Consider the following 12,520-nt stretch of genomic DNA (forward strand, 5'->3'; position numbering starts at 1 on the left):
CGTATGAAGCTCGTCCGCCGCAGCGCCGCGCCAACCAAACCGCTTGGCGCTGCGGCGGATGCATAGGGGGAGAACTGTTACCTATGTATCCGGTTCAATCTGTTACCCATCTATCGGCTGGACACCGTATCCTCCCGCCGACCTACGACAATTGGAGAACCTTCTGATGCCGACTCCTCTCGTTGTCTCCGACGTCGCCAAGAGCTTCACCATGCATCTGCGCGACGGCATCAAACTGCCTGTCGTCTCCGGCGTCTCCTTCTCCATCAAGGCGGGAGAATGCACCGTGCTCGGCGGCCCCTCCGGTGCCGGCAAGAGCTCAATCCTGAAGATGCTCTACGGCAACTACGCCGTCGACGAAGGCCAGATCATCGTCACGCACGAGGACGGGTTGATCGATCTCGCCCATGCCAGCCCGCGCACCGTGCTTTCCGTTCGCCGGCAAACGATCGGCTATGTCAGCCAGTTCCTGCGCACCGTGCCGCGCGTCTCGGCTCTCGATGTCGTCGCCGAGCCGCTGGTCGAACGCGGCGAGCAGCGCGAGGCCGCCCGAGCCAAGGCCCGCGCCTTGCTGGCCCAGCTCAACCTGCCGGAAAAACTCTGGATGCTGCCGCCGGCAACCTTCTCCGGCGGCGAGCAGCAGCGCGTCAACATCGCGCGCGGCTTCATCACCGAGCATCCGATCCTGCTGCTCGACGAGCCGACCGCATCGCTCGACGCCACCAACCGCGACGTGGTGATCGAACTCATCGCCGCCAAGAAGCTGGCCGGCGTTGCCCTGCTCGGCATCTTCCACGACCACGATGTGCGCGAGGCGGTGGCCGACCGCATCATCGACGTCACCGCCTTCGCCCCGGGAAAACTCGCCGCATGACCAGGAAATTGTCGGAGACGCCGCTGGTCCACCCCTCAGCGGAGGTGCACAACTCGACGCTCGGCCGCTGGACCGAGATCGCCGACCGCAGCCGGGTGTCGGAAAGCGAACTCGGCGACTATTCCTACATGATGCAGGACTGCGCCGTCTGGTGCGCGACCATCGGCAAGTTTGCCAACATCGCGGCAAGCGTGCGCCTCAACGCCACCAACCATCCGACCTGGCGGCCGACGCTGCACCACTTCACCTACCGCGCGTCGGACTATTGGGATGACGCCGAGCATGAGAGCGAATTCTTCGCTGAACGTCGCGCCAAGCGCGTCAACATCGGCCACGACACCTGGCTCGGCCACGGCTCGACCGTCCTGCCTGGCGTGACCGTCGGCGACGGTGCCGCCGTTGGCGCCGGAGCGGTCGTCTCCAGGGACGTCGCGCCCTACACCATCGTCGCCGGCGTGCCGGCCAAACCGATCCGCGAGCGCTTCGACCGCCGCACCGCCGAACGCTACCAGGCGCTTGCCTGGTGGGATTGGGACCATGCCAGGCTGCGAGCCTCGCTCGACGATTTCCGCGAACTGTCCGCCGAGGCGTTCCTGGAGAAGTACGAGGGATAGGACAATTCCAGGAAAAGGGAGAACCGGTTTTCCTGGAATTGTGTCAGGTGAAGAGACATAGCCGCTCACATCATCGTCATATGGCGGTCCTGTTCATATCCCTGACACAGGACTCGGACAGGACGCCATCTCCCAAGGAGATCTCCATGCCCGACACTGTCAGACCCTCGCTCGCTGGATTCTTTGCCGGCTCCAATCCGATGCCGCCGACACATCTCGGCACGCGTTATGACACTTCCGGCAATTTCCTGATCGAACCCGGCAATACCGTCGTCAGCCATCTGGTCAGCGGCTCACCATCGGAAGCCGTTGTGTTTGCTGTGCGCGATCGGATGATGGCGATGCCGGACGCCGACCGCCTCGCCTTCACGCCGGTTTCCAGCCTGCACATGACGCTGTTCCAGGGCATCATCGAATATCGCCGCCGCTTGCCCTTCTGGCCGCGCGACGTTCCGCTCGACACCGGCATCGACGCCATGACCCGCCTCTATCTGGAGCGCCTGAGAGGTTTCGAGGGCGCCGGCCCGTTCAATATCAAGGTGGTCGAGATCGTGCCGAGCGGCCTCACCGTTGCCGGCGCGACCGACGAGGATGTGCGCATCATGCGTGCATGGCGCGATGCACTGGCTGTGCCGTTCGGCTACCGGCACCCCGACCATGACGCCTACGTCTTCCACATCACCTTCGCCTATCAGATCCAGCGTCTCGCCGACGACAGGGCTGCTGCCTGGCAGGCGCTGTTCGATGAGAGCCTGGCGCTTTTCGGCCGGGAGGCCCCGGTGATCGAGATCAAGCCGCCCGCCTTCTGCGCATTCCGCGACATGAAGCACTTCGAGGAATTGCTGGTGCTCGGCTGATCGCCAGCAGGACGCGGCCGTCGTATCTGTGGAGCGTAACAAAACTGACATGCTGGCGACATGGCAGGTTCATGTGGCTGCGTTAGGCGAGTGCCTGACGATCAATATGGACCGGACTGGAACCAGCCCATGTCAGCAAGCTCTGCCACGCTCGAAATCCGCGGTGTCAGCCGACGATTTGGCAAGAACACCGCCGTCAGCGACGTCAACATCTCGATCCCGCAGGGGCAGATGGTTGGTGTCATTGGTCGTTCGGGCGCGGGCAAATCAACTCTGCTTCGCATGATCAACCGTCTTGTCGACCCCAGCCAGGGGTCGATTTTTTTTGACGGCGCCGAGGTTTCCCGGTTGCGCGGGTCGCCGCTGCGCCGCTGGCAGCGCGACTGCGCCATGATCTTCCAGCAATTCAACCTGGTGCCGCGCCTCGACGTGCTGACCAACGTACTGCTCGGCAAATTGAACCACCGTTCGACCCTGTCCAACCTTCTCGGCATGTTTTCGCGCGCCGAGTGCGCGGAAGCGGTCGCCGCGCTCGAGCGGCTCGACATCGCCCGCACCGCACTTCAGCCCGCCGGCACCCTGTCGGGCGGACAGCAGCAGCGGGTCGCCATCGCCCGCGCCATGATGCAGCAGCCCAGGGTGATCCTGGCCGACGAGCCGATCGCCTCGCTCGACCCGCTCAATGCCAAGGTGGTGATGGATTCGTTGCAGGACATCAATCTGCGCGAAGGCATAACCGTCGTCACCAATCTTCATACGCTCGATACCGCCCGCACCTATTGCAACCGCATCATCGGCATGGCCGCCGGCAAGGTCGTCTTCGACGGGCCGCCCGAAGAGCTCAACCGCGAAGCTGTGCGTCTTGTCTACGGCGCCGACAGCAATGGCGGCGAGATATCGGAGACCATCACCTCCACCAGCGCTGCCTTCAAGCAGAAAATCGCCGCATCCGCCGGACCGCTCGAACCCGCATTCCCGGGATACTGAGCCCGTTACGGGCCAGTAGCGAGCGCCTGGATCGTCCGCCCGCGTCAAGGGCACTTGTCAAGATCAAGAACGCTGCCGGCGCGGGGCCGGAACTTACAGGAGAGACATCAATGTTCAGGAAGATGGTTTTCGGCGCCGTTTCGGTGCTCGCCATGGCCACCAGCATTGCCCACGCCGCCGACATGAAGGAATTTCGCGTCGGCATTCTCGGCGGCGAAAACGAAACCGACCGGCTGCGCAACTACCAGTGCCTGGCCGACCGCCTGAAGACCGAGTTCGGCTTCGAGAAGGTTTCGCTGTTTCCCGCCGCCGACTATGACGGCGTCATCCAGGGCCTGCTCGGCGGCACGCTCGACTTCGCCGAACTCGGCGCCTCCGGCTATGCCAGCGTTGTCCTGAAGGACCCGAAAGCCGTCACCCCGATCCTCACCACCAAACAGACCGACGGCGCCACCGGCTATTATTCGATCGGCCTGGCGCTGAAGACCTCGGGGATCACCGACATCAAGTCGGCCAAGGACAAGAAGCTTGGCTATGCCGATCCGGATTCGACTTCCGGCTATTTGATCCCGCTGACCCAGATTCCGAAGGACACCGGCGCTTCGAACGAGACCTTCTTCGCTTCGACCCAGTTCAATGGCGGCCACGAAAACAACGTTCTGGCCGTGCGTGATGGCAAGGTCGACGTCGCGGTTGACGATTCCTCGGGCATCGGCGACTTCAAGAACGGCTACACCTCCGGCACTTTCCACAAGGAAGTCGCCAAGGGCGCCGTCGACCCCAACGACTTCGTCGAAGTCTGGCGCTCGGGCCTGATCCCGAACGGCCCGCTGGTCGTGCGCACCGCGCTCGGCGACGACATGACCGCCAAGCTGACCGCCTTCTTCACTGATCTGCCCAAGAAGGACAAGGCTTGCTTCGAAGGCGTCGAAGGCGGCGATTTTACCGGCTACGTTCCGGTGAAGCCCGACTTCTACAACGTCATCGTCGAAGCCCGTAAGGCAGCCATCGGCGGCTAACGGTGAAATCGGAAGGGGCGGTGTTCAAAACACCGCCCTTTTTGCATCTCCGATCATGACCCTTTCCGTGACAGCCCCCTCCGACGGCATTCACCAGACGGCCGATGCCTGGCGACGCCAGACGTCGCTGCGCCGGTTCTATACCGTGCTCGGCGTCGGCCTCCTGCTTGCCGCGATGCTTTCCAGCATGTGGTTCGCCGACGAAGCCAATGCCGGGCATTTCTTCGACCGGCTGCCGCACATACTGGATTTCCTGAGCTGGCTGGTCCCGAAAGACTGGAACGACGTCTGGCGAGCGCTGTTCGACATCGCCTCGCCGCGTGATACCGGCACCCAGGAATTCAACTTCCCGCTCGGCCGCGTCTATGTCTGGGGCGGTTTCTACGTCCCCGAATATTTCGAACTGATGCTGACCACGGTGAACGTGGCGCTGGTTTCGACCTTCATCGGCTTCATCTTCGCGGTGCCTTTTTCCTTCTTCGCGGCACGCAACCTGACGCCCCATCCGGCACTGAGGCTGGTGGTCAAGCGTTTCATGGAATTGCTGCGTGCCTTTCCGGAAATCGTCATCGCCGGCCTCTTCGCGGCAATCGTCTCGACCGGTCCGATCGCCGCCATAATCGCCATCGGCCTGCATTCGATCGGCGCACTCGGCAAGCTGTTCTACGAGATCAACGAGAACATCGACATGCGCGCCGAGGAAGGCCTGACGGCGGTCGGCGCCAACTGGTTCGAGCGGGTGCGCTTCGCCGACCTTCCGCAGGTGTTGCCCAATTTCGTGTCCTATACGCTGCTGCGGGTCGAGATCAACGTGCGGGCCTCGACCATCATCGGCGCCGTCGGCGGCGGCGGCATCGGCGAAGAGCTGAAGCTGTCCATCTCGCGCGGCTTCGGCGCCAAGACGCTGGCGCTGGTGTTGCTGCTGTTCACGACCATCTTCATCATCGATCAATTTTCCGCCTGGCTTCGCCGCAAGCTGGTCGGCGAACAAGCCTTTATGATGGGGGCATAGATCATGGCGACCATGACCGCCGAGGAGATGCTGTCGATCGAGGCGCGCCACCCGCAGGTTTTCCGGCGCCCGGCATACAAGCGCTTCGGTCCGCTGCTCCTGTTCGTTGGCACTCTCCTCTATCTGGTCTATGCCTTGTGGTTCTTCAGCCTGCCGCAGGTATTGCGTGAATCGCATTGGGAGCGGCTGCCACTCTTCCTGACGCAGTGGATCAGCTACGACCTGCAGCCGGAATTCCGTCTCGACCAGCCGGAGATCATGCCCAAATATCCGCGTTTCTCCGCACTGGGCGACAATCCCAATCCGGATTGGGTGATCAAGAATGCCGACGGGTCCTTCACCGTGCGGATCGACGGCCAGGCCAAATCCGTCACCTTCGACAAGACCTATGCGACGATTGTCGCCAATGGACAGACAGTGCCGGTGGCGCTGACCGGCGGCAAGCCGGTGGTCTCGGGTCCGGTGCCCGACTGGATGACGGTTCACGATGACGAGGTGGTCGCCAAGATGGGCTTTGTCGGCGAGGTGCGCGTCACCGTCGACCGGGTCAAGATGCGCAAGCGCTTCCTCGGCTGGGCGAACTTCGTCTTCGACACACGCTCGCCTTTCTTCGGCAAATCAGTGGGGCAAGTGATTTCGCTGATCATATCGGGACCCGAGCTGAAACCAGGCACCTCGAACCTCGCGCTGGCCGGCGACAACATCTGGAACAACGCCCAATGGCAGCACGGCGACGTCTGGACGAAGCTCCTGCAGACCATCGTCATGGCTTTCCTCGGCACGCTGCTCGGCGGCATCGTCGCCTTCCCGCTGGCCTTCTTCGCGGCGCGTAACATTACGCCAAGCGGCGTGCTCAGCCAGGGGCTCAAGCGCTTCTTCGACTTCATGCGCTCGGTCGACATGCTGATCTGGGCGCTGTTCTTCACCCGCGCCTTCGGCCCTGGTCCGCTGGCCGGCAGCGCCGCGATCTTCTTCACCGAGATCGGCACGCTCGGCAAAGTCTATTCGGAAGGTCTGGAGAACATCGACGACAAGCCACGTGAAGGGGTGCTTTCGACCGGCGCCAACGGCCTTTTGGTGCAGCGCTACGGCGTTATGCCCGAAGTGATCCCGATCTTCATCAGTCAGACCCTCTACCAGTGGGAATCCAACACCAGGGGCGCCACCATCATCGGCGCGGTCGGCGCCGGCGGCATTGGCCTGAAACTGTGGGAAGCGATGCGCACCAACTCCAACTGGGCCAACGTCTTCTACATGGTGCTGCTGATCCTGCTCGTCGTCTTCATCTTCGACAACATATCCAACTTCCTGCGCCGCAGGTTGAGCCGGACGATCCACGACTACAATAGGATCCAGGCCCAGCAGGGATAACGATCTCGCCTCAGGGCATGTTGAGATTCGGGTCAGGCCGAGTCGAAAATGCAGGGTTACGAGAACCGGAGCGGAGCGTACTTTTTGGGTACGTGAGCACCGGAAGCGCAGGAACCCTGCATTTGCAGACCGGCCTCACCCGAATATCGACGTGCCCTAAGCCTAAGCCGCCTTCTTCCACCCGTCCCTGATATGCTTGTACCCCTCGCGATAAACCGCTTCCGGCGTCTCGGAAAAATCGCGCCACACTTTCGTCGCCGCCGCCAGATCCTTCAGCGAGCGCCCGAACGCCTCGATGGTCAGCCAGTCGTCATAGCCGCTGTTGCGGATCGCCGCGAAGGTTTCTTTCCACGGAATGTTGCCGCGCCCCGGCACGCCGCGATCGTTCTCCGATATGTGGATATGCACGACATTCCTGCGGTGCTTCGTATAGGCGCCGATCGGGTCGGCCTCCTCGATATTGGCGTGGAACGTGTCGTACATCGCCTTGATGTGCGGCCGGTCGATGACGTCGACATGCTCCGACAAGTCGGCCATGGTGTTGAGAAGATAGCATTCGAAGCGGTTCAGCGCCTCGAGCCCGATGGTGACGTTCCTCTTGCCGGCATGGTCGCCGATGGCGCGTTGCGAGGCGATGGAGCGCTTCTTCTCGGCGGCTGTCGGCCCGGTTCCGGAAAAGGCGCCCAGCGTCGAATGCAGCGGTCCGCTCAGCGTGCGGGCGCCAAGCGCATCGGCGCAATCGATGGCCCATTTCATGTAATCCACACCGGCCTTGCGCGTTGCAGCATCGGCCGAGATCAGGTTCATCGAGGGATCGCCCATCGCTGAAACCGCCGTCCGCTCCAACCCGATGCGGTCGAGCAGCTCGCCCAGTTTCCGGTAGTCGTCCGGCGTCCCGGCGAAGATCGGTATCTCGACACCGTCGAAGCCGGTGGCCTTGATGTCGCGAAGCAATGGCTCGTGCTTCTTCGACACTGCCGTCGTCCACAAGAACATGCACATGCCGATTTTCATCGACGCCCTCCCCATTTTCAAGGCCGGCTGGTTGTTCCCGCCAACTTCGCGCCAAGCCCCCTCATCCGGCCGCTACGCGGCCACCTTCTCCCTGAGGGGAGAAGAGACTGACGCCGGCACCAGCGACCTCCTCTCCCCTCAGGGAGAGGTCGGATTGCCCCGAATTGCTTTTCGCAATTCGGTTGGCAATCCGGGTGAGGGGGAATTCCGCGCTTGCCAGGCCCCCCTTACAGCTTCGTCCACGCCCCATTCTTCTTCGACGACTTCACACAGGCTTCGATGAAAGCCATGCCTTCGACGCCGTCCTGAATGGTCGGGAAGACGACATCCTTTGCCGGCTTGCCGCCCTTGCGCCGCGCCGCGCGGATGGCGCGTGCGGCCTCCTGGTAGATATTGGCGAAGCCCTCAAGATAGCCCTCGGGGTGGCCTGACGGAACGCGGCTGACGCGGCCTGCCACCGGCAACGCGCCGGCGCCGTTGCGGGTGATCAACTGTTTCGGCTGGCCGAACGGCGTGTACCAGAGATAGTTGGGATCGGCCTGCACCCACTCCAGCCCGCCCTTCGAACCGTAGATGCGCAGCTTCAGGCCGTTCTCATGACCGGGCGCCACCTGGCTCGCCCAGATCATGCCCTTGGCCGGATGCGTTTTTCCCGTCGGCCTGAAACGCAGCATGACGTTGACATTGTCGTCGAGCAGCCTCCCCGGCACGAAGGCATCGAGATCGGCCGACAGGGAGTCGAGCTCAAGCCCGGAGACGAAGCGGGCGAGGTTGTAGGCATGGGTGCCGATGTCGCCGAGCGCGCCGCCGGCCCCCGCCTGCTTGGGATCGCCGCGCCACGACGCCTGCTTCTGGCCGGTGGCGGCGAGGTCCTCGGTCAGCCAGTCCTGCGGATATTCCGACTGCACGATGCGGATGTCGCCAAGCACGCCCTTGGCCACCATTTCGCGCGCCTGCCGCACCATCGGATAGGCGGTGTAATTGTGGGTGAGCACGAACACCTTGCCGGTCTTTTCGACTATCGCCGCAAGCTTTTTCGCCTCGGCCAGCGTGGTTGCCAGCGGCTTGTCGCAGATCACGTGAATGCCTGCTTCGAGGAAAGCCCTGGCCGCCGGCACATGGACGTTGTTGGGAGTGACGATGGCCACCGCCTCGATGCCGTCCGGGCGCTTCGCCTCGGCCTTGGCCATTTCCGCGTAGGACGCATAGCTGCGCGAGGGATCGAGCCCGAGTTCGGCGGCCGAGGCCTTGGCGCGTGCCGGATCGGACGACAGGGCGCCCGCGACGAGCACGAAATCATTGTCCAGTCGCGCCGCGATCCGGTGCACCGCGCCGATGAAGGCGCCTTGCCCGCCGCCGACCATGCCGTAGCGGATCGGGCCGCCTCCCGTTTCCGACTTCGATGCGCCAACCATATTTTTCTCCCTCGTATGAAATACCCTCCCCAAAGGGGAGCGAAAGCCGTGTCAAATTCCCATCATGGCGCGCAGCAGCTTCTTGTCCGTGGTGCCCGCGGCGAAATCGTCGAATGCCTTCTCGGTCACCCGGATGATGTGGTGCTGGATGAAGGGGGCCCCTTCGGCCGCACCGTCCTCAGGATGCTTCAGGCAGCATTCCCATTCCAGCACCGCCCAGGAATCGTAATTGTACTGCGTCAGCTTGGAGAAGATGCCGCCGAAATCCACTTGCCCATCACCGAGCGAACGGAAACGGCCGGCACGGTTCGTCCAGCTCTGGTAACCGGAGTACACGCCCTGCCGGCCCGTCGGGTTGAACTCGGCATCCTTGACGTGAAACGCCTTGATCCGCTCGTGATAGATGTCGATGAATTCGAGATAATCGAGCTGCTGCAGCAGGAAGTGCGAAGGGTCGTAATTGATGTTGCAGCGCTTGTGGCCGCCGACGGCGTCGAGGAACATTTCGAAGGTGGCCCCGTCGAACACGTCCTCCGAAGGATGGATTTCGTAGCCGACATCGACACCATTGTCCTCATAGGCGTCGAGGATCGGCTTCCAGCGCTTGCCGAGTTCGCCGAAGGCTTCCTCGATCAGACCGGCGGGCCGCTGCGGAAAAGGATAAAGGTAGGGGAAAGCCAACGAGCCGGTGAACGACACCGAGGCATTCAGCCCGAGATTGCGCGATGCCTTGGCACCGAACTTCATCTGTTCGACGGCCCATTCCTGCCGCGCCTTCGGATTGTTGTGCACCGATGGCGGCGCGAACCCATCCATCTGCGCGTCATAGGCCGGGTGCACCGCCACCAATTGCCCCTGCAGATGCGTCGACAGTTCGGTGATCTCGACCCCGGCGTCAGTGCAGATGCCCTTCACCTCATCGCAATAGGCCTTGGAAGACGCCGCCTTCTTGAGGTCGAACAGGCGCGCGTCCCAGGTCGGGATCTGCACGCCCTTGTAGCCGAGGCCGGCGGCCCATTTGGTGATCGACGCCAGCGAATTGAACGGCGCGGCGTCGCCCGCGAACTGCGCCAGAAACAGTCCAGGGCCCTTCATTGTCGTCGGCATCGGCATCCTCCTCATTTTGTCGCGACCAAGCATAGCGCCGATTGGAAGCAGGGCCAGCCATTTTGGTCTTTTCGAACCAGGCGCCTTACAGGCACGGCCATTCTGGTATTACCAAATGGGGGATTTTGGTCAAGCCCGACAATGTCACGGCAAAGCCCTCCGCATATCCAAAATATCGGCACATAACGCAATACAATCAATGTTATAATTCACACAGGAAGTAGCGTCTCCACGCTTCTTGCCGTTCCAGGGAATTTGCTGTAGACCTCGCTTCAGGCCCAATTGGTCGAACCAGTTTGCGGGAAAAGGCTGGGGATGCCTTGGGGAGGAACCCTTGCGTCGTCTTCCGGCGATGCATCTCGCAGGCAAACCATACGGACGAATCTGGGAAGGACAGACCATGCATCTTTCGACGCACAACTGGATGCGCGCGGAACCCCTTGAGACGACGCTCAAGCGCATCAAGAAATTCGGCTATGAGTCGATCGAGATTTCCGGCGAGCCCGCGCAGTACAAGACCAAGGAGACGCGGGCGCTGCTGAAGGAGCATGGCATCCGCTGCTGGGGCGCGGTGACCCTGATGTTGGGCGAACGCAACCTCGCCGCCAGGAACCAGGGCCAGCGCGAGCGCTCCGTGCAATACGTCAAGGACGTGCTGACGATGGTCAGCGAACTCGACGGCGAGATCATCACGCTGGTTCCGGCAACCGTCGGCAAGGTGGTGCCGGACGGCACCGAGGAAGAGGAGTGGAAGTGGGTCGTCGACGCGACCCGCGAATGCTTCACACACGCCAAGAAGGTCGGCGTCAAGATTGCCGTCGAACCGCTGAACCGCTTCGAGACCTATCTGTTCAACCGCGGCGCACAGGCACTGGCGCTGGCAGATGCGGTGAGCCCCGAATGCGGCGTCTGCCTCGACGCCTACCACCTCCACATGGAGGAATTTAACGTCCATGACGCCATCCGGCAGGTCGGAAAGCGCCTGTTCGACTTCCATGTCGCCGACAACAACCGCTTCGCCGCCGGCCTCGGCCAGATCGACTGGCCAAGGATCGTCGCGACCTTGAAGGAAGTCGGCTATGACGGCGCGCTGACCAACGAGTTCGTCGCCCCGGTCGACCGCACGCCGGCGGCACCCTATCCCGACATGGTTGAGCGCCACCCGGTCGATATCTCGCCCGAGCAGCTGAAGTTCATCCAGGATCACGGCTCCAGCGTCCTCACCGAGAAATTCTACACCGACCAGATGCGCATCACCGCCGAAACGCTGTTGCCGCTGATCAAGTAGTCGACCGCCTCTGGGAATTTGCCCTTCCGCCCTGGCCGGCGGCGGGGCTGGGGAAAAATATGCGCATCAAGACAGTCCAGGCCTGGTGGGTCCGCGTCCCGATCGAAGCCGCGAAGCAGCATCGCAGCGACTTCGGCCAGGTGACGACCTTCGACGCGGCCATCCTGCGCATCGAAACCGATGACGGGCTGGTCGGCTGGGGCGAAGGCAAGAATGCGGCTGGCAGTGCCGGCAGCTATGGCGCCCTCGTCCATATGCTGAACCAAGAAGTCGGGCCGCAATTGATCGGCCGCGATCCGGCCGATATCGGCGTCATCTGGGAAATGCTCTACAACGGCGTGCGCCACCAGAGTGCCGCCCACGCAGGCCACGCCATGCCGCAGCTGGCGCGGCGCGGCATGAGCGTCGCCGCCATCAGCGCCGTCGACATCGCGCTCTGGGACATCCTGGGCAAGTCGCTGGGCCAGCCGGTCTGGCGGCTTCTCGGTGGCCGTAAGGTCGATCGCATGCAGGCCTATGCCTCCGGTGGCTGGGCGTCGGCCGATGCCATCGGCGAGCAATTGAAATCTTATATCGCCAGGGGCGGCTTCAAGGCGCTGAAGATGCGGGTGGGCGCCATGGATGGCGCCGCGCATATTTCCGCGGCTCGCGTGCGCGCGGCACGCCAGGCGCTCGGCCCCGATGTCGATCTGATGGTCGATGCCCACGGAACCTATACCGTGGCGGAAGCCAAGCGCTTCATCCACCTCGTCGGCGATCTCGACCTCGCCTGGTTCGAGGAGCCCGTGATCGCCGACGACAAGCCGGGCATGGCCGAAGTGCGCGCCGCCGGCGCCGTTCCGATCGCCACCGGCGAAAGCGAGGCGACGCGCTATGCCTTTCGCGACCTCGCCGTGCTCAAGGCCGCCGACATCTTCCAGCCGGATCCGGCCTTTTGCGGCGGCATCAGCGAGGCAATGAAG

12 protein-coding genes are annotated in these 12,520 nt (G+C 62.8%); 9 read left to right on the plus strand and 3 right to left on the minus strand.

From position 1 onward, the window contains the following. Positions 1-166 precede the first annotated feature (166 nt). The 7 genes from phnL (at position 167) to phnE (EOA36_RS12450) (ending at position 6,734) form a co-directional block, all read left to right on the plus strand. Positions 167-874 (plus strand): phosphonate C-P lyase system protein PhnL, encoded by a 708-nt coding sequence (phnL, locus tag EOA36_RS12420; RefSeq protein ID WP_127277885.1) that lies wholly within the window; start codon positions 167-169, stop codon positions 872-874. Further along, a complete protein-coding gene (locus EOA36_RS12425) occupies positions 871-1,488 on the plus strand; it encodes a DapH/DapD/GlmU-related protein (RefSeq protein WP_127277886.1) in 618 nt (205 codons plus the stop codon). Before phnL ends, EOA36_RS12425 begins: the two co-directional genes overlap by 4 nt. Positions 1,489-1,634: 146 nt before the next feature. Further along, on the plus strand, positions 1,635-2,345 hold the full coding sequence (locus tag EOA36_RS12430) for a DUF1868 domain-containing protein (RefSeq protein WP_127277887.1): 711 nt from the start codon (positions 1,635-1,637) through the stop codon (positions 2,343-2,345). 129 nt (positions 2,346-2,474) lie between these two features. Beyond that, positions 2,475-3,332, plus strand: coding sequence for a phosphonate ABC transporter ATP-binding protein (phnC, locus tag EOA36_RS12435; RefSeq protein ID WP_127277888.1), 858 nt, complete (start codon positions 2,475-2,477; stop codon positions 3,330-3,332). A 110-nt stretch (positions 3,333-3,442) separates the two neighbouring features. Further along, complete coding sequence (gene phnD / locus EOA36_RS12440) at positions 3,443-4,351, plus strand: phosphonate ABC transporter substrate-binding protein (protein WP_127277889.1); 909 nt, start codon at positions 3,443-3,445, stop codon at positions 4,349-4,351. Positions 4,352-4,406: 55 nt separating this feature from the next. Next, complete coding sequence (gene phnE / locus EOA36_RS12445) at positions 4,407-5,363, plus strand: phosphonate ABC transporter, permease protein PhnE (protein WP_127277890.1); 957 nt, start codon at positions 4,407-4,409, stop codon at positions 5,361-5,363. A gap of 3 nt (positions 5,364-5,366) precedes the next feature. Next, positions 5,367-6,734, plus strand: a complete 1,368-nt coding sequence (gene phnE, locus EOA36_RS12450) for a phosphonate ABC transporter, permease protein PhnE (RefSeq protein WP_127277891.1) — start codon at positions 5,367-5,369, stop codon at positions 6,732-6,734. 162 nt (positions 6,735-6,896) lie between these two features. On the opposite strand, the gene EOA36_RS12455 is transcribed toward phnE (EOA36_RS12450), so the two are convergent. The 3 genes from EOA36_RS12455 to EOA36_RS12465 all read right to left on the minus strand — a co-directional run bounded on the left by EOA36_RS12455 (position 6,897) and on the right by EOA36_RS12465 (position 10,270). Beyond that, positions 6,897-7,748: a sugar phosphate isomerase/epimerase gene (locus EOA36_RS12455; protein ID WP_127277892.1), complete on the minus strand. Its 852-nt coding sequence runs from the start codon at positions 7,746-7,748 to the stop codon at positions 6,897-6,899. A gap of 227 nt (positions 7,749-7,975) precedes the next feature. Continuing rightward, on the minus strand, positions 7,976-9,163 hold the full coding sequence (locus EOA36_RS12460; RefSeq protein WP_127277893.1) for a Gfo/Idh/MocA family oxidoreductase: 1,188 nt from the start codon (positions 9,161-9,163) through the stop codon (positions 7,976-7,978). Positions 9,164-9,214: 51 nt separating this feature from the next. Further along, a complete protein-coding gene (locus tag EOA36_RS12465; protein ID WP_127277894.1) occupies positions 9,215-10,270 on the minus strand; it encodes a sugar phosphate isomerase/epimerase in 1,056 nt (351 codons plus the stop codon). Between the two features lie 400 nt (positions 10,271-10,670). Here EOA36_RS12465 and EOA36_RS12470 point away from each other — a divergent pair, with 400 nt between their 5' ends. Together EOA36_RS12470 and EOA36_RS12475 are read left to right on the plus strand one after the other, a co-directional pair. Next, positions 10,671-11,558, plus strand: coding sequence for a sugar phosphate isomerase/epimerase (locus EOA36_RS12470; RefSeq protein ID WP_127277895.1), 888 nt, complete (start codon positions 10,671-10,673; stop codon positions 11,556-11,558). 59 nt (positions 11,559-11,617) lie between these two features. After that, positions 11,618-12,520, plus strand: a 903-nt coding sequence (locus EOA36_RS12475) for a mandelate racemase/muconate lactonizing enzyme family protein (protein WP_145969157.1), incomplete at its 3' end; no start/stop codon positions are given.

Source organism: Mesorhizobium sp. M8A.F.Ca.ET.021.01.1.1, assembly GCF_003998025.1.
In the GTDB taxonomy this organism is placed as follows: Bacteria; Pseudomonadota; Alphaproteobacteria; order Rhizobiales; family Rhizobiaceae; genus Mesorhizobium.

What these genes read in the sequence shown, in the direction of transcription:
- phnL (WP_127277885.1), top strand. Translation starts at nt 167, where the DNA reads ATGCCGACTCCTCTCGTTGTCTCCGACGTCGCCAAGAGCTTCACCATG.
- EOA36_RS12425 (WP_127277886.1), top strand. Translation starts at nt 871, where the DNA reads ATGACCAGGAAATTGTCGGAGACGCCGCTGGTCCACCCCTCAGCGGAG.
- EOA36_RS12430 (WP_127277887.1), top strand. Translation starts at nt 1,635, where the DNA reads ATGCCCGACACTGTCAGACCCTCGCTCGCTGGATTCTTTGCCGGCTCC.
- phnC (WP_127277888.1), top strand. Translation starts at nt 2,475, where the DNA reads ATGTCAGCAAGCTCTGCCACGCTCGAAATCCGCGGTGTCAGCCGACGA.
- phnD (WP_127277889.1), top strand. Translation starts at nt 3,443, where the DNA reads ATGTTCAGGAAGATGGTTTTCGGCGCCGTTTCGGTGCTCGCCATGGCC.
- phnE (WP_127277890.1), top strand. Translation starts at nt 4,407, where the DNA reads ATGACCCTTTCCGTGACAGCCCCCTCCGACGGCATTCACCAGACGGCC.
- phnE (WP_127277891.1), top strand. Translation starts at nt 5,367, where the DNA reads ATGGCGACCATGACCGCCGAGGAGATGCTGTCGATCGAGGCGCGCCAC.
- EOA36_RS12455 (WP_127277892.1), bottom strand. Translation starts at nt 7,748, where the DNA reads ATGAAAATCGGCATGTGCATGTTCTTGTGGACGACGGCAGTGTCGAAG.
- EOA36_RS12460 (WP_127277893.1), bottom strand. Translation starts at nt 9,163, where the DNA reads ATGGTTGGCGCATCGAAGTCGGAAACGGGAGGCGGCCCGATCCGCTAC.
- EOA36_RS12465 (WP_127277894.1), bottom strand. Translation starts at nt 10,270, where the DNA reads ATGCCGACGACAATGAAGGGCCCTGGACTGTTTCTGGCGCAGTTCGCG.
- EOA36_RS12470 (WP_127277895.1), top strand. Translation starts at nt 10,671, where the DNA reads ATGCATCTTTCGACGCACAACTGGATGCGCGCGGAACCCCTTGAGACG.